At 47.4% G+C, this 24,219-nt stretch carries 22 protein-coding genes, 2 tRNA genes and 1 riboswitch; of the genes, 15 read left to right on the forward strand and 9 right to left on the reverse strand.

Features of this window, described 5'->3' with window-relative positions; genetic code table 11:
* Positions 1 to 95 precede the first annotated feature (95 nt).
* Positions 96 to 629 carry a DUF2062 domain-containing protein gene (locus AWU77_RS16240; protein WP_062065593.1) on the reverse strand — a complete coding sequence of 178 codons (534 nt, stop codon included), beginning with the start codon at positions 627 to 629 and terminating at the stop codon, positions 96 to 98.
* Between the two features lie 201 nt (positions 630 to 830).
* On the opposite strand from AWU77_RS16240, the gene AWU77_RS16245 reads away from it, so the two are divergent.
* From AWU77_RS16245 to AWU77_RS16305, 13 genes are all read left to right on the forward strand, one after another.
* Positions 831 to 3,224, forward strand: coding sequence for a DNA internalization-related competence protein ComEC/Rec2 (locus AWU77_RS16245; protein WP_062065596.1), 2,394 nt, complete (start codon positions 831 to 833; stop codon positions 3,222 to 3,224).
* A 146-nt stretch (positions 3,225 to 3,370) separates the two neighbouring features.
* Positions 3,371 to 3,997: a MotA/TolQ/ExbB proton channel family protein gene (locus tag AWU77_RS16250; RefSeq protein ID WP_062065599.1), complete on the forward strand. Its 627-nt coding sequence runs from the start codon at positions 3,371 to 3,373 to the stop codon at positions 3,995 to 3,997.
* Between the two features lie 16 nt (positions 3,998 to 4,013).
* Positions 4,014 to 4,439, forward strand: a complete 426-nt coding sequence (locus tag AWU77_RS16255) for a biopolymer transporter ExbD (protein ID WP_062065602.1) — start codon at positions 4,014 to 4,016, stop codon at positions 4,437 to 4,439.
* A gap of 148 nt (positions 4,440 to 4,587) precedes the next feature.
* The gene (gene lpxK, locus AWU77_RS16260) at positions 4,588 to 5,661 is read left to right on the forward strand and encodes a tetraacyldisaccharide 4'-kinase (protein ID WP_062065954.1); all 1,074 of its coding nucleotides are present in this window, start codon (positions 4,588 to 4,590) and stop codon (positions 5,659 to 5,661) included.
* A gap of 22 nt (positions 5,662 to 5,683) precedes the next feature.
* A complete protein-coding gene (gene kdsB, locus AWU77_RS16265) occupies positions 5,684 to 6,451 on the forward strand; it encodes a 3-deoxy-manno-octulosonate cytidylyltransferase (RefSeq protein WP_062065604.1) in 768 nt (255 codons plus the stop codon).
* Positions 6,452 to 6,458: 7 nt separating this feature from the next.
* A complete protein-coding gene (locus AWU77_RS16270) occupies positions 6,459 to 6,935 on the forward strand; it encodes a low molecular weight protein-tyrosine-phosphatase (protein ID WP_062065607.1) in 477 nt (158 codons plus the stop codon).
* Between the two features lie 72 nt (positions 6,936 to 7,007).
* Positions 7,008 to 8,030, forward strand: coding sequence for a UDP-N-acetylmuramate dehydrogenase (murB, locus tag AWU77_RS16275; protein ID WP_062065610.1), 1,023 nt, complete (start codon positions 7,008 to 7,010; stop codon positions 8,028 to 8,030).
* 236 nt (positions 8,031 to 8,266) lie between these two features.
* Entirely contained in the window at positions 8,267 to 8,920 is a 654-nt protein-coding gene (locus AWU77_RS16280) for a response regulator (RefSeq protein WP_062065613.1), read from the forward strand.
* 39 nt (positions 8,921 to 8,959) lie between these two features.
* A complete protein-coding gene (gene uvrC, locus AWU77_RS16285; protein WP_062065616.1) occupies positions 8,960 to 10,798 on the forward strand; it encodes an excinuclease ABC subunit UvrC in 1,839 nt (612 codons plus the stop codon).
* A gap of 111 nt (positions 10,799 to 10,909) precedes the next feature.
* Entirely contained in the window at positions 10,910 to 11,464 is a 555-nt protein-coding gene (gene pgsA / locus AWU77_RS16290) for a CDP-diacylglycerol--glycerol-3-phosphate 3-phosphatidyltransferase (RefSeq protein ID WP_062065619.1), read from the forward strand.
* Between the two features lie 116 nt (positions 11,465 to 11,580).
* Positions 11,581 to 11,654 (forward strand) — tRNA-Cys (locus AWU77_RS16295).
* Between the two features lie 33 nt (positions 11,655 to 11,687).
* A tRNA-Leu gene (locus tag AWU77_RS16300) sits at positions 11,688 to 11,774 on the forward strand.
* Between the two features lie 302 nt (positions 11,775 to 12,076).
* Entirely contained in the window at positions 12,077 to 13,933 is a 1,857-nt protein-coding gene (locus AWU77_RS16305) for a S8 family serine peptidase (RefSeq protein ID WP_062065622.1), read from the forward strand.
* Between the two features lie 76 nt (positions 13,934 to 14,009).
* On the opposite strand, the gene AWU77_RS16310 is transcribed toward AWU77_RS16305, so the two are convergent.
* Genes AWU77_RS16310 through AWU77_RS16325 form a run of 4 tightly spaced genes read right to left on the reverse strand, consistent with a single transcriptional unit; the run spans position 14,010 to position 18,751 of the window.
* Positions 14,010 to 15,752, reverse strand: coding sequence for an alpha-amylase family glycosyl hydrolase (locus AWU77_RS16310; RefSeq protein WP_062065625.1), 1,743 nt, complete (start codon positions 15,750 to 15,752; stop codon positions 14,010 to 14,012).
* A gap of 47 nt (positions 15,753 to 15,799) precedes the next feature.
* Positions 15,800 to 17,023 carry a hypothetical protein gene (locus AWU77_RS16315; protein ID WP_062065628.1) on the reverse strand — a complete coding sequence of 408 codons (1,224 nt, stop codon included), beginning with the start codon at positions 17,021 to 17,023 and terminating at the stop codon, positions 15,800 to 15,802.
* Positions 17,024 to 17,036: 13 nt separating this feature from the next.
* The gene (locus tag AWU77_RS16320; protein ID WP_062065631.1) at positions 17,037 to 17,852 is read right to left on the reverse strand and encodes a mannosyl-3-phosphoglycerate phosphatase; all 816 of its coding nucleotides are present in this window, start codon (positions 17,850 to 17,852) and stop codon (positions 17,037 to 17,039) included.
* A complete protein-coding gene (locus tag AWU77_RS16325) occupies positions 17,849 to 18,751 on the reverse strand; it encodes a hypothetical protein (RefSeq protein WP_062065634.1) in 903 nt (300 codons plus the stop codon). Before AWU77_RS16325 ends, AWU77_RS16320 begins: the two co-directional genes overlap by 4 nt.
* A gap of 310 nt (positions 18,752 to 19,061) precedes the next feature.
* On the opposite strand from AWU77_RS16325, the gene AWU77_RS16330 reads away from it, so the two are divergent.
* Both AWU77_RS16330 and AWU77_RS16335 read left to right on the forward strand, forming a co-directional pair.
* A complete protein-coding gene (locus tag AWU77_RS16330) occupies positions 19,062 to 19,889 on the forward strand; it encodes an HD-GYP domain-containing protein (RefSeq protein ID WP_062065637.1) in 828 nt (275 codons plus the stop codon).
* Positions 19,890 to 19,925: 36 nt separating this feature from the next.
* On the forward strand, positions 19,926 to 20,423 hold the full coding sequence (locus AWU77_RS16335) for a hypothetical protein (protein WP_152625384.1): 498 nt from the start codon (positions 19,926 to 19,928) through the stop codon (positions 20,421 to 20,423).
* Positions 20,424 to 20,440: 17 nt separating this feature from the next.
* Here AWU77_RS16335 and AWU77_RS16340 read toward each other — a convergent pair whose 3' ends face one another.
* The 4 genes from AWU77_RS16340 to xseA form a co-directional block, all read right to left on the reverse strand.
* Positions 20,441 to 21,244, reverse strand: a complete 804-nt coding sequence (locus AWU77_RS16340; RefSeq protein WP_062065643.1) for a thiazole synthase — start codon at positions 21,242 to 21,244, stop codon at positions 20,441 to 20,443.
* Between the two features lies 1 nt (position 21,245).
* A complete protein-coding gene (gene thiS, locus AWU77_RS16345) occupies positions 21,246 to 21,452 on the reverse strand; it encodes a sulfur carrier protein ThiS (RefSeq protein ID WP_062065647.1) in 207 nt (68 codons plus the stop codon).
* A gap of 13 nt (positions 21,453 to 21,465) precedes the next feature.
* Positions 21,466 to 22,566 carry a glycine oxidase ThiO gene (thiO, locus tag AWU77_RS16350; RefSeq protein ID WP_238582497.1) on the reverse strand — a complete coding sequence of 367 codons (1,101 nt, stop codon included), beginning with the start codon at positions 22,564 to 22,566 and terminating at the stop codon, positions 21,466 to 21,468.
* A 41-nt stretch (positions 22,567 to 22,607) separates the two neighbouring features.
* Positions 22,608 to 22,725, reverse strand: a riboswitch (TPP riboswitch).
* A gap of 68 nt (positions 22,726 to 22,793) precedes the next feature.
* Positions 22,794 to 24,149: an exodeoxyribonuclease VII large subunit gene (gene xseA, locus AWU77_RS16355; protein ID WP_062065650.1), complete on the reverse strand. Its 1,356-nt coding sequence runs from the start codon at positions 24,147 to 24,149 to the stop codon at positions 22,794 to 22,796.
* Positions 24,150 to 24,219: the final 70 nt, after the last annotated feature.

Raw genomic sequence — 24,219 nt, forward strand, 5'->3', positions numbered from 1 at the left:
GGCCTTAACTGGCCAGCCAATAAAAAAGCGAGCCTCAATTGAGGCTCGCTTTTTTATTGGTGATGAAGTGAGCGGAAAGCTTTAGCGAATGAGGGTCACTTTTTAAATTTTTCGGCGCGTGTTTTCTTGCGTTTATTCCAAGTGTGGTTCACATGCCAGCGCCAATAAAACTGCATGCCAAAGTAGCCAAGGGCGCCCAACACTAATCCCATAATTACTGAACCCATTAAAAATGGCGGGGCTAGTCGCTCTAGCTCGTTCATAATCCACGACCAAGACAATTCAAATTTAAATGCTTCTTCAGGTATGCCAAGAATCAGGCAGCCAATTTTGTAGGCGATAAAAAAGAAAAATGGAATGGTTAGTGGGTTGGTAATCCACACTAGCGCAACCGTGATTGGCAGATTGCAACGGAAATATAAAGCAGCCAATGCGGCAACGGCCATTTGCCCAGGCAATGGAAAGGCGAATGCCAGAAAGGTGCCCCAAAAAAAGGCAACAGAGACCGAATGGCGGTTTAAGTGAAATAGGTTGGGGTCATGCAGCAAATCCCCCAAAAAGTGCAGGGCGGGATTGCTTTTGATCGCAGCTGGTGTGGGAATAAATCGTTTGAGTAGATTGCGCGCCATGCTTAAACCAGAGTACTCCAAAAATGAGCTGGCATTATGCCTATAAATTGTCTTGAACACTATGAGATCAGATGTCTTGGCGAACAACTTAGCGCCTTGTTTACGGCATCAGGATGCCATAAGCTGTAGGTCAATCGGATGACAAAGGAAGTGTGCTTCGAAGTCATTTCAGAATAACAATTGGCAATAAGGAATATCGCCATGCCTTTCGCATTATTGTTGTTTTCTCTCGGTGTGATTGCCGTTAGTTTTTTTCCTCGTCTACCTCCCTTGTGGAGCCTGTATTTTGTATTTCCTCTGTTGATTTTATCTTGGCGATGGCGTTGTATCCGCTATTGGTTTGCCCTGTTTTGTGGCTTAGCCTGGGGAATTTATGCCGGACAAAGCTTGCTTGCTATGCAGGTCGATGACAGCTTGGCCGGTAAAGATCTCATTGTTACAGGCCAGATTCAGGGGTTGCCGAAACAAAATAGTCGCCTTTTGCGTTTTAATCTTCGCGTCGCCTCAATCGCTACCGCTACAGGACAGGAAATTCAACCGGAAAATTTCCCCGCCAAATTGCAATTGAGTTGGTATCAGTTCCAACGTAATGGTGCGCTGCGCGAACTGCCGCAATTGGGTATTGGCGATCACTGGCAGTTGCGCGTGCGGCTCAAGCGCCCGCGTGGTTTTGTTAATCCGGCTGGGTTTGATTATCAAGCGTGGCTGTTGCGCCAAGGTATAGGTGCTACCGGATATGTTGTTGAGGGGCGAGATAATGAGCCGTTAAAGTCAGTAGTAAAATCATTTCACTTTGATGATTGGATCAATTGGCAACGCTACGAGCTACAGCAGTGGGTGGTGGCGCATAGCGAAAGCAGCGAGCGCGGTATTTTAATTGCGTTGTTGATTGGTGATTCCACGTTGGTAGATAAAAACCAGTGGCTTCGTATGCAGCAAACAGGCACTAGTCATCTCATCGCCATCTCGGGTTTGCATGTTGGTTTTTTGGCAATTTTTGGTTTTTATCTTGGTCTGTGCTTGGGTAAATGTGTGCAAATTATTTGGCATCGCTGCCCCGCATTGATACTCGCCTGGTGTTTTGCGATTGTCAGTGCAAGCTATTATGCGGCGCTCGCCGGTTTTAATATTCCTACAGTTCGTACGTTAATTATGTTGGTCGTGTTTTATGTGGCGTGTTTATGGCGGCGCAGTATTAATGTGGTCGATATTTTTTGTGTTGCTCTTGCGCTGATTGTGGTGCTTGATCCATTAGCTGCGCTGGATATGGGGTTTTGGTTGTCCTTTGGTGCTGTTGCATTGTTATTAATTGGTTTCTCTGGTCGGTTAGTGGCTAAAAAAACAATTGAGCCTTGGTCTGGTTTTAGTGCAATTAATATACTGACGGGATTTATTCGCTCGCAATGGATCATGTTTATTGGTTTGTTGCTGCCCTTGAGTCTATTGGTGAGTACTGTTTCTTTGGTTGCTCCAATTGCCAATGGCATCGCGATTCCGTTGATCACCTTCTTAGTCGTGCCGCTGTTATTGATTAGTGCTGCTGTTCGCGATTTATTAGGCGGCACTAGCGATTTTTTATTGCAGGGCGCTGGCTGGTTGATGGAATTGTTAAAAGTATTTTTAGACGGGCTGCTCGCATTGGGTGGCTATTGGTCCAGCCCGGTGGTGGCATTTAATCCAGCCTTTGCTGTATTGATCGCTGTAAGTTGTTGTGTGTTGCTGTTGCCCAAAGGTCTATTTCCCCGTGTGCTGGGGTGGGGTGGATTGCTATTGGGGGCAGGACTGAATTTTTTTATCGCTCCTCCTAATCAGCCCGACTTAGCGTTGACGGTATTGGATGTAGGGCAGGGTACTGCGGTTGTTGTTCGAGTAGGTGAGCACACGCTGGTGTACGATACAGGCTCCAAGTTTACCGATAATTTTGACGCGGGCAGCGGCATAGTGGCGCCCTATTTGTATGCGCAAGGAATTCATCATGTCGATCGATTGGTAGTGAGCCATGGCGATATGGATCATGCAGGTGGTTTGATCGGTTTGTTGGAAAAAGTTTCCGTCGATCAGTTATTGGCTGGTGAGCCAACGAAAATACCGCAAGCCGCAAAGAATATCGCCGAGCCACAAAATTGCCATCAGACTCCGGCATGGTATTGGCAAACAGTACGTTTTGAGTTTTTACCCTTTGTGCAGCTTGCGCGCGCCAGTGCGAATAATCGCTCCTGTGTATTGCTGATTAGTTATGGAGAGCAGCATATTTTGTTGCCTGGCGACATTGAAACCTCGGTAGAAAATCAATTGCTTTATACACAGCAATTGCCGCAAAAGCTGCAGTTGTTATTGGCGGCGCATCATGGGAGTCGTACATCCTCTGGTGTTGGTTTTGTGAATAAAATGCAGCCGGAAATAGTCGTTTATTCCGCCGGCTATCGCAGCCAGCATGGTCATCCTCATCCGCAGGTTCGTCAGCGTTATCAGTCTATCGGCAGCCGTGAAATGAATACGGCAGAAGCAGGAGCGTTAGTATTTGAGTGGGATCAACATCAATTGCAGCAAGTATACGAATATCGCCAAACACAGCGTCGCTATTGGTTTGATTGAGTCTTAAACTGCTGGCAGATGCAACTTCTTCACACATTTGCAGACAAAACAATCTGCCCCATGGCAATCCCGGGTTCTTGTGGTAAGGTACGCCGCAACATAGAGCCACAGGCTCAACTGAAGTAGATAATAAGAGGAAGCTATCTGTGTTTGAGATTTTTTTAGCTGGTGGTATTTTGATGTGGCCAATTTTGGCCTGTTCATTGTTGGTAATTGCGATCAGTGTTGAGCGTTATTGGACACTGAACCCAGCCAAAATTGCCCCTAAGACGCTACTGGCACAAGTGTGGAGTTGGATTAAAAATAACCAGCTTGATGCAACTAAACTGCGCGAGCTCAAACAATCGTCGTCCCTTGGTCAAATTCTTGCTGCGGGTTTAAGCAATTCCAAGCATGGTCGTGAGGTCATGAAGGATTCGGTGCAAGAGGCAGCGAGTCAAGTGATTCATGAGCTTGAGCGTTATGTAAACATTTTGGGCACCATCGCCAACATAGCGCCGCTGCTCGGCTTGTTGGGCACAGTGTTTGGGATGATTCAGGTATTTAATTCGATTATGGTTCAAGGCACTGGCAATACCGGTGTGTTGGCAGGCGGTATTTCAGTTGCGTTGTACACCACCGCAGCGGGTTTGATTGTGGCAATTCCCGCGATGATTGCGCATCGGTTTTTCCAGCGCCGCATTGATTCCATTGTGGTCACTATGGAAGAAGAAGCCATTAAGCTTGTGGATGCCTTACACAGCGACCGCCGCGTCGATGTAAAACTGGTTTAAGGCGCGGGGTCGCAACGTGAAATTTCGCCGCCAAAGAACGGAAGATGAAGGGGTCAACCTTACACCACTGATTGATGTGGTGTTTCTGTTGCTGATCTTTTTTATGGTCTCTACTACTTTCACCAAAGAGACTCATTTGAGTGTGGACTTACCCGAAGCGGTGGGTGAACAGAGTAGTGACCTACCGGATCAAATTGAAATTTTAATCAGTACCGATGGCAGTTATGCGGTCAACGGGCAGGCGCTGGTCAATAGCAAAATTGAAACCTTGAAGTCAGCTTTGAGCAAAATGGCCGATGGCAATAACAAAGTGCCGCTAGTTATTACGGCCGATGCCAAAACACCTCATCAAGCAGTGGTGCAGGCAATGGATGCGGCGGGTCAATTAGGTTTTGCCCATTTGAGTATTACCACCCGTCAACCTGAGCCTGAAAAAGACTAGCGAGTCGGTTACAATCTCCCGGCTTCGCGACCTGAAGGACTTTTGTATCCCGGATGCAAAAGTCCTTTTTGTTTTTCAGTGCCACTATTTGGGTAGATCATTAGTGTTCTATTTTGGATGGGTCACTATTGCAACAGGGTATCTGCTATTGAGCTCTCCCGATAAACAAGCGCCAGCCTCTTCGGCATCGGCACACTCACAAAGCCCTTGGTTGGCAGCATGGTACGGTAAACGTCGCTGGACTTTACTGCTAATGCCACTGCTGGGTATTTTCGTTTTGCTGGCAAATTTGCGTCGCTACTGGTTTGAACGTTACACACAAAAACGCTTGGTTACTCCCGTTATTGTGGTCGGTAATATTTCGGTGGGCGGTACCGGTAAAACACCGTTACTGATTGCGCTGGTGAAATGGTTGCAACAACAGGGTTTTAATCCCGGTGTTATCAGCCGCGGTTATGGCGGCAAGGCCAGTCATTACCCCTATCTGTTGAATGCACAAAGCACTGCCGCCGAAGCTGGCGATGAACCAGTTACTATCTACCAACAAACCGGCTGTGCCGTTTGTGTAGGGCCGGATCGTGTTGCGGCTGCAAGAGTATTAGAAGACGAAAACTGCGATATCTTATTAAGTGATGATGGTCTGCAACACTATCGCTTAGGGCGCGACATTGAAATCGCCGTGGTCGATGGCCAGCGTGGTTTGGGCAATGGTTGGCGTTTACCGGTTGGCCCTTTGCGTGAACCTAAGTCACGCCTTAAAACGGTTGATTGGGTTGTGGTCAACTCACCAACCGATGATTTTGTATTGCCGGGCTTGGTGGATCTATTTTATGTGCCTATGCGGATTTGCGCGCAGGACTTCATTAATCTTAAGTCCAGTGAAAAAGTATCTCTCAACGAATTGAGTTCGGTGCAGGTTAATGCAGTTGCCGGTATCGGTAATCCGCAGCGCTTCCACAACACCCTAACTGAGTTAGGTTTAACGGCGAAGCTGCATAGCTTTCCCGATCATCATATTTATAGTGAACAGGATTTTCAGTTAGCCAATCATTTGCCACTAGTGATGACGGAAAAAGACGCCGTAAAATGCCGCGATTTTGCCCAGCCTAATTGGTTTTATCTGCCGATTACCGCCAGTCTGCCGGATAGTTTCTGGCAGGCGCTACAGCAAAAGCTCGAGCGAATCTGTATGCAGAAAAAATCCATTTTTAAATCAAAATAGAATTTATTGACGGAATACCATCATGAGTTTTTATGTCGTTATCCCTGCGCGTTATGCCTCTACCCGATTGCCAGCAAAACCGTTAAAAGAGATTGCAGGCAAACCAATGATTCAGCACGTTTATGAGCGCGCCTGTGAAAGTGATGCGGCACAGGTCATTATCGCCACTGACGATACACGTATCGAAGCGGCGGCGTTGGCATTTGGGGCGCGAGTGTGTATGACCTCGGCTGCCCACAACTCAGGTACCGATCGTTTGCAAGAAGTGGTTGCGCAACTGGGTTTGAGTGCAAGCGATATTGTGGTCAATGTACAGGGTGATGAACCTTTAATCCCGCCTGCCGTGATTAATCAAGTGGCGGCAAATCTCGCTGCAAATGATTACGCGAGTGTTGCAACACTAAGCGAGCCTATTCACAGTTTTGAAGATTTCCGCAACCCGAATATCGTTAAAGTAGTTGCCGACCAGCAGGGCAAAGCGCTGTATTTTAGCCGTGCGCCTATCCCCTGGCCGCGCGATCATTTTGCAAAAGAGAATGCCAATAATTTGCCGGAAAATTTTCCGGCGCAGCGCCACATTGGTATTTATGCCTACCGTGTGGCATTGCTGGATCGTTTTATTACCTGGCCGCAAGCGCAACTTGAGCAAATCGAATCCCTTGAGCAATTGCGCGTGTTGGCAAATGGCGAGGCAATTCATATCGCGGAAGCTTGTGCTGCGGTGCCCGGTGGTGTCGATACCGAAGCGGATTTATTGCGCGTAAAAGCGATTTTGGAAACGCAAGGTTAAAATCCTTATGGCTAAAGTACTGTTTGTTTGTTTGGGCAATATTTGCCGCTCACCAACCGCCGACGGCATTTTTCGTGAATTGCTTGCGCGCGAAAAGTTGGAGCATAAAATTCAGGTGGATTCAGCTGGCACCGGCGACTGGCATATTGGCAAAGCACCAGATGCCCGCACAGTGGCCGCTGCACACCAGCGTGGTTATGACTTGTCGGTGCTGCGCGCGCGTCAAGTCAGTGTCAATGATTTTGCTGAGTTTGATTATATTCTTGCGATGGATAAATCCAATTTAATGGATTTGCAGCGCATGAAACCATCGGCCTACACCGGCCATTTAGGTTTGTTTTTGGAGTTTGGTGAGCGCGATGACTATCGTGAAGTACCAGATCCCTATTATGGCGGTAATGATGGATTTGAGTTGGTGTTGGATTTGGTCGAAGGCGCCGCACAGGGTCTGCTTAACCATATTCGCAGCAACTCATTTCGTTAATTATCAGACACTACAAATCGCGAATTAATGAAGCGACTCTTTATCAAATAATCCTTTATTAGGTAACTGGCTGTGCCACTTTTTTTACCGCAGTTTAATCTGCAAAAATTCAATACACTCGCTGTGCCTGCGCTGGCGCAGTATTTTGTTAGTGTAAAGAGCGATGATGAGTTGCGTGAAGCGCTCGCGTTTGCGCGCACCGAAAATTTGCCTTTGCTGCTACTGGGCGGAGGTAGCAATATAGTTCTGCGCGATGATTTCCCCGGTTTAGTGGTGCACATTAAATCTCAGGGTAGGGAGGTAGTCGCCGAAAATGATGACTATGTTTGGTTGAAGGTGGCGGCCGGTGAAAATTGGCATCAGCTAGTGGAGTACTCGCTCGATAACGCGCTCTATGGATTGGAAAACTTATCGTTAATTCCCGGCAGTGTCGGTGCTGCACCCATCCAAAATATTGGCGCGTATGGGGTTGAAATCAAAGAGTTGGTCGCTGAACTATCTGCGTTAAATATTCGCTCGGGCTTATCGGTCACTTTTACTAATGAAAGTTGTCGCTTTGCTTATCGCGATAGTATTTTTAAACAAGCGCTCAAAGATCAATATGTGATCACCTCGGTAACATTTCGCTTGCATAAACAGCCGAACCTAAATCTCACTTATCCTGCGTTAGGAGCAGCGTTTGCTGATATAGTCGAGGCAGAGATTACCCCGCAGCAAGTCAGTGCTGCCGTTATACGGATTCGTCAATCCAAATTACCTGACCCGGCGATAATTCCAAATGTAGGTAGCTTTTTTAAGAACCCGGTTATTGCACACACACAGTTCAATAATTTGAAAGCGCGCCATCCTGACATAGTTGCCTATCCAGTGTCGGAAAATCAGATAAAGCTAGCGGCAGGTTGGCTAATTGATAAGGCGGGTTGGCGTGGCAAAGAGGTGGGTGGAGCTGTTGTACATGCACAGCAAGCGCTTGTTTTAACAAATCCGCTTAAGGTCTCGGGTGCGGCTGTGCTGGAATTGGCTGAGCTGATTAAGCAATCGGTGCTTGAGCAATTCAGCGTGATACTGGAAATGGAACCGCGAACCTATCCATGAGTGGTTCTAATTTACTGCGCCGTTCAGAAACTAGCCTGAAGGTTGTGGGTATTAATTCTGAAAAGGTAATAAAAACAGCGCGATAATCGATTATTGGCATTTAAGGATGCCCAAACGGCGCATTAAATAGTGGTAGTTTGCTCGTAGTCTCACTACAATCATTAAAAATGTGCCAGAGATTTTTATGGCAGTTATAACAACAATGTTTTGTATCCGGTTTCGGATTGGGGGCTAGTTTGACAAAGATTCTCGTAGTCGATGATCACGATCTAGTTCGCATGGGGATAGTGCGTATGCTAGCCGACATAGACGGCTATCAGGTGGTTGGGGACGCCAAGAGTGGCGAAGAAGCTGTAACCAAGGCGCGTATTTTAAAGCCCGATGTTGTGCTGATGGATGTAAAAATGCCCGGTATGGGCGGCCTTGAAGCGACGAAGAAATTGCTGACGGTAAACCCGGTACTCAAAATTATTGCGGTTACCGCGTGCGATGATGATCTGTACCCGACACGGCTGATGCAAGCTGGGGCAGTAGGTTACGTTACTAAAGGAGCCGAATTCACCGAGATTACCGATGCGATCGATAAAGTAATTCGCGGTGATTTGTACATGAGTAATAGTATTGCCCAGCAGCTTGCACTCAGAACCTTTTCAGGTGGTAATAATCAGGAATCACCGTTTGAGAAGTTATCCCAGCGAGAGTTACAGACAGCCATGCTGATTGCCAATGGTCAAAAAGTAAACGATATAGCCAATACTTTTTGTGTAAGCCCCAAAACGGTGAATTCCTATCGCTATCGCATCTTTGAAAAGTTGGATATAAACAGCGATGTTGAATTAACCCTGCTAGCGGTAAAGCATAATCTTCTTGATCCGGAAGCCGTTGTATAAACAACGGCTTTTGTCTTATCTACACAGACTTGTTTTCTGATGACGCACAACAGCGCTGATCTGTTTGATCATTCCCGTTTTCTCTCCAATACCACCCAGCAACCTGGCATCTATCAAATGTTTGGGGCTGATGGTGCGATTTTGTATGTCGGCAAGGCCAAAAATTTAAAGGCGCGGTTGTCGAGTTATTTTCGCAAAACCGGTTTAACGCCAAAGACGCAGGCGTTGGTAAGCCGAATTGCGCGAGTCGAAGTCACGGTTACCGCCAGTGAAACGGAAGCACTGATTCTTGAACAGAACCTGATTAAATCTAATCGTCCTCCCTACAATATTTTGCTACGTGACGATAAATCCTACCCCTATATTTTTATTTCCAGCGGCGAAGATTACCCGCGTATTTCATTTCATCGCGGCGCCAAGAAAAAGCGCGGTGATTATTTTGGCCCATTTCCCAATGTGGGTGCAGTAAAAGAAAGCCTGCATTTTTTGCAAAAAACCTTCCGTGTGCGCCAGTGTGAAGACAGTGTATTTAAAAACCGCACTCGTCCCTGCCTGCAATACCAAATCAAACGTTGCACTGCACCCTGCGTAGAGTTTATCTCCCCAGCTGATTACAAAACCGATGTGTATCACACCAGTCTCTTTCTCACCGGCAATGCGGATAAGTTATTAGGTGAATTGGCGGATAAAATGGATGTTGCCGCGCAGGAGTTAGCTTTTGAAAAAGCAGCGGCCTATCGCGATCAAATCACCGCGCTGCGCACGGTACAGTCGCAACAGGTCATTGAAGAAGGTAATGGCGATATAGATGTGATCGCAGCCGAGATGCGTGCATCCGCAATTTGTGTGCATGTTTTATTTATTCGTCAAGGGCGAATTTTAGGCAGTCGCAGTTTTTATCCATCGGCAACCCTGGCGGAAACACCCGCAGAAATTCTCGCCGAATTCATTCCGCAGTTTTATCTTGCCAATACTGGCCGTGAAATTCCGCGTGAACTTATTGTTGGCAGCCAACTTGAAGAGGTTGACCTGCTCAGTGCTGCGCTGCAGCAAGCGGTAGGGCGGCAAGTGCTAATTAATCATCAGGTACGCAGTCATCGCGCCCAATGGTTGCAAATGGCTGCGACGGCCGCCCATCAAAATTTAATCGCCCATATCAATAATAAAAAGAATTCGCTCGATCGTTTTGTCGCTTTGCAAGAAGCGCTTAATTTAGATGACACACCCCAGCGGATGGAATGTTTTGATATCAGTCACAGCAGTGGTGAACTGACGGTTGCCAGCTGTGTAGTGTTTGATACGAGCGGCCCGCTTAAGTCCGACTATCGTCGCTTTAATATTGACGGCATTACACCCGGCGACGATTACGCCGCAATGGAGCAAGCGCTTACACGGCGCTATACACGCTTGCAAAATGGTGAAGGTAAATTGCCAGACATTCTATTGATTGATGGCGGCAAGGGGCAGCTGGGGAAGGCCAAAGAAGTGCTTGCAGAGTTGGGTGTGCAAAACGTTCTACTGATCGGCGTGGCCAAAGGATCGACCCGGAAGGCAGGTTTTGAAACCCTGTTTGATGGCGAGACAGGGGCAGAAATTGTCTTGCCTGGCGATTCACCTGCATTGCATCTGATACAGCACATTCGCGATGAATCACATCGCTTTGCTATTACCGGCCACAAGCAGCGGCGCGATAAAAAACGCAAAACCTCAACTCTGGAGGATGTTCCCGGTATTGGTGCAAATCGCCGCCGCGAGTTGCTGCGTCACTTTGGTGGCTTACACGAAGTTCAAAATGCCAGCATCAATGATTTGGCCCGCGTAAACGGTATTAGTCAGCGGCTCGCAGAAGAGATCTACGCCTTTTTCCACAATGATTAAGAGCCGCTCACCTATACTTCAAATGTTTCAGTAATATAACCAAAAGGTGTTAATGACCTCCTGCTGGTGTATTATCGCGCCCGAATGTAGATCGCTTTTCTGGAATCACTTATGAACCTTGCCAACCAGCTGACCTTGATGCGGATCTTTCTGATCCCGCTCTTTGTGGTGGTCTTTTACTTACCCTTTGGCTGGGCTTATATAGTCTCTTCATTGATTTTTAGTGTTGCTGCCATTACCGATTGGGCTGATGGCTATGTCGCACGTAAATACAATCAGAGCACGCCGTTTGGCGCTTTTCTTGATCCAGTTGCTGACAAATTAATGGTAGCCATTGCATTGTTGCTGCTTGTTACTCTGCACCACGACTCTGCTTGGTTTGTTGTGGCAGCGGCTGTAATCGTGGGGCGCGAGATTGTTATCTCTGCACTGCGTGAATGGATGGCCGAAGTGGGGCAGCGTGCCAGTGTTGCCGTTTCCAGTATTGGCAAGATTAAAACAACACTGCAAATGACCGCCATTATTGTGTTACTAGCTAATATTCCGGTACTGCTCCCGATAGGTTTTATCGCTTTGGCCGGCGCTGCAGCATTAACACTTTGGTCGATGGTGCTTTATTTGCGCGCTGCCTGGCCTTATTTGTTGCCCGCATCGCCAGATAAATAACGACTTTTTGATCGACCTGCGCAGCATTTAAACAACTGTCAAAAAACCTTTTGACTTCATCGATAAAAGACTAGGATTTTCAAAATGAGTCCGCTAGAATTGCGGCCTCTCGAAATGGCGCGATAGCAAAGCGGTTATGCGTCGGATTGCAAATCCGTTGAGCCCGGTTCGACTCCGGGTCGCGCCTCCATTTTTCTTTTACTTACCGAAGTAAAAGCACTCTGCCCGAGTGGTGAAATCGGTAGACACAACAGATTTAAAATCTGTCGATCTTTTGGTCGTGCCGGTTCAAGTCCGGCCTCGGGCACCATATAAAAGTTCTGGGTAATTCCAGAAATCTTAAAAACCCGTCCTGCATGAATGCAGGGCGGGTTTTTTATGTTGTTTTAACCGTTATTCATAGAAATTCCATTTCACCCAGCGTTATTTGGGGGCTCAACTGGGGGCATATATTCCTGGCAACCATTGATTGCCAACAACAAATCCATGTGAAAAAGTCACACTCTCTGCGGTATTTACTTACAGTTAGCGTCCGTTCCTCTATCTAAACTGAGTGCAGCCTAAAGGAATATTTGGGCTGAATCATAACCTCAATTGATAAAGGAACTTATTATGAAACTCTCATCATTTACTTCTAATTCTCTCGCGCTGGCTATTAGCTTTGTTGGTACATTCACCGCATTTAGTGTGACTGCTCAAACGAACGAGACTCCTTTGGATAACACAAAAATCGCGGTTATTAACGGTGCTAAATATTCATTTAGCAAAATTATTGATACTAACGGCGAAGTGAAAACACAAATCCTCAATTCTGCTGGTAAGACGATTTCCGAACGCGAAGTGCCCAGTGCAAAAACAGAAAAATTTGATCCACGTGTGGTTGAGTGGGTTAAGGCGATGCACAGCAAAGGCAACTTCACCGAAACACTGAGTGTAGATATCGCATTGAACCTTGGCGTGACCCTGCAGGTTCCTGTGGAAACGGGCTATGGCGAGATTCGCAATGGTGAAGTCGCAAGCGGCGTGGTAAATGGGCGCGAACTCGGCGCGAAAGAATTAAATCAGTTTGGTGATACCAGCGCGGAAACCCTACGCAAGTTACAGCGTGAAGCTAACCTGCAGCGCAGCGCAGCCGTTCAGCGCTGGGCAGAGGCTAACAAATTATTGGATGCCAAAGGTGCGCGCGAGGCACTTGCGCGCGGTGAAGAGGGGCTGACAGCCAGCTTAACTGCAGATGTTCTTGCCCGGTTGATCGAAAGTAATGACGCAATGATTGCTGGCGTTGAGCCCACGGCAGAATTTAAAGACGATATTAACGCAGCGATGAATGCTACGAATATTACTAATTGGGCGCTGCCGTTTGGTACTACTCGCGGTGATGGTATTGGTATTTACATGACCGAAAGCGGTTGTGCCAATGAGTCACGCATTACCAATTATGATCGCCTTGCTGGTTCGGAAACCGATCACTCACGCAACGTCGGCGCAATTATTCGCAGTGTATCGCCCAATTCATTTTTGTACTGCCGCGGCAGCGCTGTGCTCCCCAATGACAGTGACTTGGATGGTGTGGGTGGTAACGATCCGATTTACATTACGACACGCTCCAATGGCGATGCATCAAGCAATAACTATGGCACCACGGATCGCAACTGGGATAACTACAGTTACAACAACAGTCTTGTTATGTTTAACAGCGCAGGTAATTCTGGCGGCACAACGGGCAGTATTTCTACTCCAGGTAAAGGGTTAAATATTATCGCGGTGGGTAATTACAACGATTCAACCAATAGCATCAACGGCGGCTCTTCATTTACCGACCCTAATATCGGTAATGACAAACCTGAACTCTCTGCACCGGGTACTAGCATTACGGCTGGTGGTTTCACTATGACGGGTACAAGTATGTCTTGCCCTCACGCAGCAGCGTTTACCGCAGACATGATGAGCTCTTCGACTTATTTGAAATATCGCCCCTATTTAGCCAAAGCAAAAATGTTGGCGGGCGCTACCGATGCAATTAGTGGTGGTTTTGATAAGGTTGGATTGGGCGGTATTGATTTTTTAAGCGCGCAGTACTCGGGTTACTGGGCGTGGTGGAGTGGCAATAACAGCTCCTGGAGCACGTTCGATAAAAATGACGGTAACAGTGATGGATATATTACTGCGCGCATTTATATCTCTAACGGCTACAAAAAAGCCCGTGTTGCATTAGCCTGGATGAATCGCGGTAGCTACACCTATGATCATCGCAATAATGCACATGCGATTGGAATGGATTTGGATATGAGAGTGTATGCGCCCAACGGCAGTTTTGTGGGTGGCTCTTACTCCTGGGATAACTCTTTTGAATATGTTAATTTCACACCCAGCCAATCAGGTTATTACACCGTAAAAATAAACCGTTTTGCTAATCGCGATACCGGTTCGGCTCTGCGCATGGGGCTCTATACCAATTACTACAATTAATTAGCTCGATTTCTTTTCTGATTAAATGCAATAGACGCCGCTCGATAGTATTGAGCGGCGTTTTTTTATGTAATTTCTATGTGGGTTTATTCGTCAACCAAACAAAATCATAGGGCTGCAATACCAAATCCCTGTGTTGATCTATGTATTGAGTGCCGCTGTTTAGATCGGTCCAGGTTTCCATGCTGATGAGATTGATGCTGCTGAGCGGTATGGTGACAGTTTCGTTAGTGACATTGTGAATGCAAAAAACACTCTGGGTGCGTTTGGGGCTCTGCCGCCAAAAACCAAACACTTGATCGCCAAGGTGCAGAGTGAATTGTGTGGCATTCGGGTGAAATGCACTTTGCTTACACCTTATCGCAAGCAGGCGCCGCTGTTCGGCAAAAACTTTGTGGTGATGGCTGGCTTCGTCATCTAATTTATTGCGCAGCGCATCGAGTTCCCATTTAAAACGATTGATGGTGCGATTTTGGCCCGAGTGCTCTATGCCTTCGTAGTAATTGTTGGTTGCCAGCAAGCTGTGAATGTAAAACGCAGGGATTCCTTCAATCGACATCATAATTGCGTGGGCACAAATGAAGCGTTTAAATTGCCATTGATCCGGGCCGAATTGCGTGCCTTGCATGGCATCAAAATAAGTGATGTTAATTTCGTAGGGTTTGACTTGGCCAATGGCAGTGGAGCGCCAGGAGACTCGCCCGCCAAAATTCTGCATGGTATTAACCATGGTGCCTATCTCTTCATCGCTTAGTTGTCCTTCCACCGGGCGCAGACCTATGCCGTCGTGTGAGGCGAGAAAATTAAAATAAAAAGTGCCGTCTTGTGCGGGCGGCATACTCATTTGCCAGCGTTTTAAATACTGGCTATTGCCGGTGACCATGGCGTGCAACACGAGAGGCGGCAAGGAAAAGTTATAAACCGCGTGAGCTTCGTTGGCGTTGCCGAAGTAACTCAGGTTTTCGTGATTGGGAATGTTCGTTTCGGTGATGATAATGGCGTTGGGATTCTGGTGTTCAATCAGGCTGCGCAGTAAGCGCACTATCTCATGGGTTTTGGGGTGATTGATGCTGCTATTGCCAACTTCTTTCCACACAAACGCCACCGCGTCTAAACGAAAAGTGCGCACGCCCTTGTCTAAATAAAATTTAATGGTGCGCACAATTTCAATTAATACTTTGGGGTTGGCGAAATTTAAATCCACCTGATCGTGGCTGAAGGTGCACCATACATGTTTAGTGCCTTCAAGAGTTTCCACTTCACGCAGTAAAGGCGAGGTGCGCGGGCGCACTACCATGCTTAAATCATCGGAGGGGGAGGCTTCAAAAAAATAATCTTTCCCCGGGTCTTTGCAGTTTTTAAAATTATCAAACCAAAGGCTGCGACTTGAACAATGGTTTACCACTAAATCGCTCATCAAATTAGATTGCTGCGCTAAGGCTTCAATATCCTCCCAATCGCCCAGACTTTGGTTGACCTGTAAATAATCGATAACGGAGAAACCATCGTCGGAACTGTAGGGGAAAAAAGGCAGTATGTGCACACCATTAATGACGCTTTTTAGTTCCTGCTCATAAAAGGTTTTTAAGGTTTCCAGCGGCGGCTCGCCTTCGCGTTTAATTGAATCGCCGTAGGTGATCACAAAGGCATCGCGTTGATCCCATGCGCTTTCGTGATTTAAGGGTTTAAGGCAGTGCGCATCCAATCCCATTACATCGATTAGTTCGGCGGCAATGGCTGCATGATCGAGCTCTGGGTAAATAAATTGTAAATGGGTTTCGACAATAAACTTTAATTCATTTTGTATCCGCGTCGACATAATTAAGTGTCCTGTTGGTCAGTACTCTATTGGTCAGTGCCTATGAGTTAGCGTCCAAATTCTTTCATGTCGTCGTCAACTGCCTGATGTATGGACGATAAAACATCGGGAAAGGCGCTTCTCACTCGGCTCCAGCTGGGCACAAAGGGTTTTTCCATGGGGTTTTCTAAAAAGCTTTTACCTGCATGTAAAATATTGCGCGCAAATAATTCAACGGCTTTTTCTTCGCTGTGAATATCAAATTGCAAACCGTTCATGCGCGCATCGTTATGGTAGGTTTCAACAAAATCGAGCGCGATTCTGAAATAAGTTGCTTTAATTGAACGAAAAGTCTCCGTTGAAAAAATAACGCCATTGGTAGCCAGTTTACGAAACAGGGCTTTGCTGATGTCGATCGACATTTTGGAGAGGCCTTTTTCGGCATCCTCCGGGCTTAATTCTTGATGCTTGTGATCGTAGGTGTCGGCGATGTCGGCTTGGCACAAGCGATTGTTGGCGTAGTTGCGGTTCATCTCAGAGAGCACACCAATTTCCAAGCCCCAATCGCTGGGGATGCGAATGTCGGTCATTACATCGGCGCGAAAGGAAAATTCTCCGGCCAAGGGATAGCGAAAACTGTCGATAAAATCGAGGTAAGGGGAGTGGCCAATGGTGCGCATGAGCGCGCGAATCAAGGGGGTGACTAACAAGCGGCTGACGCGCCCGTGAATTTTGGAATTGGCGACCCGTGAGTAGTAGCCTTTGCAAAATTCATAATTGAAATTGGGGTTGGCGACCGGATAGAGCAAGCGCGCTAACAGGGATTTGTCGTAAGTCAGAATGTCGCAATCGTGCAATGCAATGGATTCTGCTTTGCCGGATGCAAGGGTATAGCCCATGCAGTACCACACATTGCGCCCTTTACCTGCCTCCATCGGCGCAAGGCCTTCGCTTTTTAGTTGCGCATCAATTTTTCTTAAACGTGGCCCATCATTCCATAGCACTTTAAAGTTTTGGTTTAAGGGTTTAAAAAATTCCAATGCATGTTTGTATTCTGCTTCACTGGCGCGATCCAACCCAATCACAATTTCATCCAAGTAATCAACCGTAGATAATTCTTTGACTATGTTGACCAATGCATCGCCTTCCAGTTCGGAAAAAAGCGATGGCAAAATCAGCCCCATTGGGCGGGTTTTGGAAAAAGTTTTTAGTTCCTTCTCCATGTCAGAAAGTGGACGCTGCGATAAATTGTGCAGTGTTGTGATAATCCCGTTTTGATAAAAATCACCCATAATAGACTCCAGATTATTGTAAGATTTTTTGAATCGCTTCATGCCAACCGACTGGGCCGTAGGCGGTTGTGTAGATAGGTGGCACAGCGCATTGGTGAGCTGGAAAATCATGCGCAGGGGAGCGTACAAAAACGGGATAATCCGCAATTTGCAGCATATCCAAGTCGTTGTAGCTGTCGCCCAAACAAATCAATGGCGTGTTAGAATAGTCCGGCAGTTGTTGGCGCAAGGCGAGTAGGGCAGTGCCTTTGTCGCTCTTGCCTAAAACATGAATAAAGCGGCCTCCGCGTAGGGTTTTTAATTGGTGTTTACTTAGTTCGTTTGCAAAGGCAGAAAAATTTTCCTCGCTGTCTTGCCACAGAATGGGTTCTGAAAACTGTCGCTCTTTTGCTAACGCTGCTTTATCTTGCGCAAGGCCAGTGTGTTGCATGACCTCTGTCACCGACCAATCGCTAAAACCTTCAAACTGCCAGTTATGTTGTGTACGTAATTGGTTTAATAAATAAGTGATTGCTGTTGCTTCTGTGCCGAGTACTAAGCGCGAAAATTCATTGTTGTAAGGTTTTAAAAAACGGGCGGTTGATGAAGTAACCGGTGCGTAAATTGCCGAGCCATTTTCAACAATAAACGGGGCATCTAGGTTTAATTCTTGTTGCAGTGCATGAACCTCAGCAAGTGTTTTACTGGTATTGATTACAATCATGCTGCCGCCAACCTGTAGCTGTTCAATACTGGTTTTTGCGGCTTGCCAGGAATAGTTGTCGTGATCGAGCAAGGTGCCATCCAGATCAGTAGCAACTAAAAATTTTTTATGGTGAGGATTATTCATAATCTTGCCTTGGTGATGAAACGAGTAATATCGTGTTCTGCATTCAGGGTTAACACCCAATCTGCTTGAGCTGGCAATGTATTCAAACAGTGACGGGTGAGCCGCTCAAAATGTGAGACAAAGCGACGCACACTGGTTTCGTCTAATAATTTTGCTGTTTGCTCCGGATTTTTTGCTTGCCAGTTGGCAATCAGTTTTTGTTCTTGCAGCCAGCGCCATGCGTAAACACAATCAAACGAGGGTGCTTGTAACACCACCAAACGATGCATTTTTTTAAACAATGCGGGGTAGCTAGCGGTGAGCGCATGGTTAACGTAGCGGCGCCATACACACTCCGGATCTTCATCTTGTTCGAGGCGGTTGATGGGTGAGTTAAGTGTCTTTTCATCTTGCGCCGAGCAACCAACACACCATCCTTCAAATAAAATCACATCGACCTTACCGGCGACTTTATCCCATTGTTCTGGAGGAAAACGGTCGTCGATGGCTTTATTAAAGCGTGGCACTAGCATGCTTTCATTTGCGCTGAGTTTGCACAGTGCATCAATTGTATTAATGGCGAGTTCTACGTCGTGGGTGCCGGGCACACCGCGCGTTTGCAGTAGCGGGTGGATAGTTTCCGCGAGTGTTTGTCGCTCGCTGTGGCGCAGATAAAAGTCATCTAGTGACAGTGCAATGCAGCGCAGCGAGGAATTTTCTTCCAGTAGGATTTTAATAAATTGTGCCAGTGTGCTTTTGCCGCTGCCCTGTGAGCCTTGTATCCCCAGGATCAAGGTGTGTTCGCTGCGCTCTGCCGCTATGGCCTTGGTGAGCGGCAGATACCACTCGTTTACAGTGCGTCTAAACTCTGGGGGCAATCCGTTTGCGGCAATCAGTTTGTTTAAGTTGGCATGGTTCATAATGGCTCCATTCTGCCCAATCAAGCTGATCTGGAGTGTTTTTCGCATCAAATTGGTGCTTTTTTTCGCCCCAATCCATTGAAAAACCTATATTTACTAATAAGCTTTGTGTGCTAAGTATAATTTTGCAATTTTTGAACCAAAATGGAGCCTGCCTGTAATTAATTGTAGGGCAGACAGTTGTGGGGCGGCGGCTACTCGAAATTCTTCTACACTTATTGGTAGCCTGAATGCAGTAGTTGTATCAGTGAATCTCGAATAATTAATAAAAGCTCTTCTATCAATATCAATTGCACGGATGGTTTTATGTATGTCGCGTGATCAGCAGTCATTCGTGTCGGGTGATAAATCATCTGGATGGAATCCATTACAACTGGATGCCTATGCGGATTATCTAGCAAATCTGTCTGTTACCAATCCGGTTGTAGCGATGGAAAATATTCAGACCTTGGATGGCCAGTTACTCTTGGCTCAGTCTGAATTGCTCAATCCCAATAGCATCGCGAAGCTAAAAAATAAAATACTTGCGCGGCCACTGGCCAATTCAATTCAAATTACCACTTTGATTTCCCCTGAAGATTTACTGCAGCACCTGCTCGACATTATTCGCTCTACGGAATATTTCCAATCATTGGCTGAGCGCAAACATCCGCTCAGTTCACTTGAGCCTGTGTGTGCGATGCTGTCGCGTTTGCCATTGGTACAACAATTTTTGACAGTGATGGCCGCACAAATGCCGGATTTATATCAACGCACTTTGTGTGTCAGTTTATGGTCGCTGTATATCGCACAAGAAATGCGCTTACCGGTACAGGATGCGAGTGATGTGTTTTGGGCTGCCTTGGTTCACGATGTGGGCATGCTGCATCTTAATCCGCATATTCTTAATAAAACCGATGACCTGAGTGCAGATGATTGGGCCCATGTGCAAAGCCATGTGGATATTTCAAATAAAATATTAATGATGGTTCCTGAGTTGTCACCCGCAACTATTACCGCTGTAGCGGAGCATCATGAGCGCTGTGACGGCACTGGCTATCCTTTTGCAAAAGTTGAAAGTGAACTTTCTCTATTGGGGCAGGTGCTCGCCGTTGCCGATGCGATGGTGGGTATTTATTTCAATCGCTTTAAAGCGTAGGGGCGCCGCTGGCGGGAGGTGATTCCGGTATTGGAAATGAACCGCGCCGCATATTTGTATCGCAGTTGCGAAATTGTTGCGGCGATGATTTTGCGTAGCGAGTTGCCGCTGCCAAATGTGGTAAGTGGCAGTGGTGTGCCCGAATTTGCCGAGCGGATGCTGCAACAAAATCTGCATTTGCAAAATTGGTTTATGCACTTGCGCGATTGTTTAACTTCAGTGGGTTATACCCATGGCGATAGAAAATTGCACTCGTTGCAAAACGTTGTGCTGCATATCGCCACTACCTTTAAAGGCAGTTTGTTATTTAAAGAAGATTTGCGTGAGTCGCTTGAATCTATGGCGAGCGAAGAGGCGCACAGCATCAGCCAGGTAGTGGCCGATGCATCGCTCATGCAACAGGAGATGGCGTTTCATTTGCAGCGTCTGAGCCGAATGATGCAAATGTATGTGATGTCCGGTGAAAGTAAAGACCCCAAAATTGCCCGCCGTTTAAAAGACGGGCTTGGGGAAATTAGCGGTTTTATTCGGTAAATCTGCGCATCTATTTTTTATTGTTGATGCCAAAACGGCTGGCCGATAGTGGGTGTGCTCGGGCTGGCGGTTTGGCGTTTTTGCATTAATCCCGCTTTATAGGCTTTTCTTCCTGCATCAATTGCATCACCAAAGGCTTCAGCCATCATCGGTGGATTGTGCGCTTTGGCTACGGCAGTGTTTAACAAAATGCCGTCGAATCCCATCTCCATCGCCTCGGCTGCTTGTGATGGTGCGCCCAAGCCTGCATCGATAATCATGGGTACATCTTTAATGCGTTCGCGCAGGGTGCGTAAGCTGTAGCGATTTAATAAGCCCTGGCCGGTACCGATGGGGGCGCCCCAAGGCATTAATACTTCACAGCCGACATCGAGCAAACGCTTGCACAGGATTAAATCATCGGTGCAGTAAGGTAATACCTTAAAACCTTTTTTGATCAACATTTCCGAGGCTTCTACTAAACCAAACGGATCGGGTTGCAGGTTGTAATCGTCACCGACAACTTCCAACTTAATCCAATCAGTGTTGAAAATTTCGCGCGACATTTCCGCGAGTGTCACCGCTTCTTTTACCGACTTACAACCGGCGGTATTGGGTAGCAAACGGCAGCCGCTCTCTTGAATGTATTGCCAAATCGCATCGCCATCGCGATTGGCTGGGTTCTGGCGGCGCAGGCCGAGGGTGACGATTTCGCAGCGCGATTGAATGATGGAGTCGCGCATTAATTGTGGCGATGCGTAGAGTGCGGTGCCCAATAAAAAACGGCTGGAAAATGTTTCGCCGTAGAGTGTGAAATCTTTTTCTGGTTTGTGATAACTCATATCAACCTCCACCCACCGGTTTGACTATGTCGATTTGATCGCCGTTGCATAATGCGCGCTCGTTATAAGTTGAGCGGGGTACAAATTCGCCGTTGATCGCCACGGCGATTTTGCTGTCGCCATAGTCCCATTGTTGTAATGCATCGCTGAGCAGCGTATTGGCCGCCAGTGATTTTTTTTCGTTGTTTACACTCAGTTCAATTGTCATAGCTTGGTATTTTCTAGTGCGAGTTTAACTGGGCAGAAAAAATCGGTTCCGGTTTGTTGAGAATATGTGCCAACACATTTTCAACGACAGCGGGTGCGAGTAAATAGCCGTGGCGGAATAATCCGTTGACGGTGATCAAGCCATCTTGCACCGCTACTTTGGGTAAGTTATCCATAAACGCGGGGCGCAAGTTGGTATCCATTTCAATAATGCGTGCTTCCGCGAATGCGGGTGATAGTGTGTAGAGTGCACTGCTTAATTCCAAACTGGATTGAATCGTCACCGGCGAGCGATCTTCACTTTCAATTTGAGTTGCGCCGATAATAAAACGGTGATTGGGTTTGGGTACCACATACAACTGGTAGCGCGGGTGCATCAAACGCACTGGGCGTTGCAATTGAATTTCTTTGGTTTCTACGTGCAGGGTTTCACCGCGCACACCGCGCAAATTGCGCAGCTGTTTCTTTGCGCCCAAGCCGCGACAATCAATTACCAAATCAAAATGTTCTGCGCCACTTTCGGTTAGGATTTTTCCGGGAAACACATCAACCGGTGTATGGGCGCGAACATTCATCCCTGTGGCGATAATTTCATCGCCCAGCAAGCGTAAAAATTCGCGGTTGTTGACATGGCCTTCGTCGGCCAGAAAAAGTCCGCGATGAAAATGGCTGTGTAAATCGGGTTCGAGTTGGTGAATTTCCTGCTGGTTCAGCTGTTGGTAGCCGGTGCAATTGGGCAATACAAAACCCAATTCCCGCGCAAATTGATCCAGCTCGCTAGTGTCCTGCTGGTGTGCAACAACAAGGCTGCCGTTATTAAAAAACAGCGGTGTGTCGGTTGCCGGTAATTGTGCCAACCATGCGGGCCATTGCTGTAGGGCGTAAATACCCATGCGGTAAACATCTGCGTCGGACACCACTGCTTCACTTAAGGGGGCAACCATTCCTGCGGCGGTAAACGCGGCGGCGCGGTTACTTTGCGGTGTATCGGGTGTAAAACTGCCTGCTTCAAATAGCGTGACTTGAATACCCGCTTTTTGCAGTTGCCAGGCGAGCAAACGCCCGAGCAAACCGGCACCGGCTATAGCAATTGTTTGGGGATGTTGGTTAATCACATTGCCTCGGAATTTTGAGGCGGAGGGCAGGGAATAGCCGCAGCTATAAGTACCTTGTTCCCTCCGCAGGTATTAGCCTGTTCAGGTTCTACGGATTGGGCCGAACCCATCTCAGCCTTCGTGCAGACAATGTCTACCAAGGCGCTCCGACAAGAAAGTGGCCAATATACTGGCCATGAATTTAGTTCGCAATCTATCTCAGGTTTTTAAATGAGTAGATACGCAGTTTATTTGCTAATGGACTCTACCCGACACACAAATTCTCCCTGTGCGACACGGGCATTGACAGTGGTTCCTGGCATTACCTGATTGCTGTTGGTGATGACCTTGTGAGTTTGCGCATCGGTAATCAAGCCATAGCCGCGCTCAAGTGTACTCAGTGGGTTGAGTGTATTTAACATGCGCACCGCCTCGCCCAAGCTTTTTTGTTTGCGCTCAAGCAAACGATATTGCGAGGTTTGCAGACGTTGATGTTGCGCCGCAATGCGTTCTTGCAGTTGGTGCAAACGCACTTGTGGATGGTGCGCCTGCTGGCGAATTTCTAATTGACGAATGCGATTTTTACAATCGCCCAGCAAGTGTTTGATGTGATTTTTCAAGCGCAGTTCGAGATTATCCAACCGCTGCGACTGCTGCTCCAAGCGCTCACGTGGATGGCGCAAGCGCTGACGCAAATTGTGTAGGTGCCGCTGCCATTGCTGCAGCTGGCGCAACATGGCCTCTTCAAGCAATAATTCAAAACCGATAAATTTATCCAGCCAGTCATCGCCATCGGGTACTAGCAGTTCGGCGGCAGCGGATGGAGTTGGCGCTCGCAAGTCGGCGACAAAATCGGCGATGGTGAAATCTACTTCGTGGCCAACTGCACTGACAATCGGCAGCTCGCTGTTAAAAATCGCACGGGCGACTATTTCTTCGTTGAATGACCAAAGATCTTCCATCGAGCCACCACCACGGGTGAGCAGTAATACATCAAACAAACCAGCGCGATTGGCGAGCTCAATTGCTTGGACGATTTGCGGTGCCGACTCTTTGCCTTGTACCGCAACCGGAATAACCGTGACGGGAATGCCCGGGAAGCGGCGCTCCAGTACGCTCAATACATCGTGAATCGCGGCGCCGGTTGGCGAGGTGATAACACCTATATGTTTGGGTAGATCGGGCAGGGCTTTTTTGTGCGCTTCGTTAAATAATCCCTCTTGCGATAGCTTATGTTTGAGTTCATCAAATGCGCGCTGCAGGGCGCCGCTACCGGCTTCTTCCATGTGTTCGGCGATAATTTGGTAATCGCCGCGCCCCTCATACAGGCTGACGCGCGCGCGTAACAGTACATGTTGCCCCTGCTGGGGTTTGAAACGCACCAGCATATTGCGGTTGCGAAACATGCAGCAGCGCACCTGGGCCTGGTCATCTTTAAGGGTGAAGTACCAGTGGCCGGAAGAGGGGATGGAGACATTGGATAGCTCGCCCTCTACCCACAATAAGGGCAAATGGGTTTCCAATAGTTGCCGCGCCGAGCGGTTAAGCTGGCTGACACTGAATATCTCGCGCTCGGAGGTTTTGCTAAACAGATCGGTAGTCATGGGCGCATTCTAGGGGATGACGGCGCGAGGGGATAGCCTCAGCTTTGCCCTTGAACACTAGATGTTGTGG

This window comes from Cellvibrio sp. OA-2007 (assembly GCF_000953825.1).
Lineage (GTDB): Bacteria > Pseudomonadota > Gammaproteobacteria > Pseudomonadales > Cellvibrionaceae > Cellvibrio.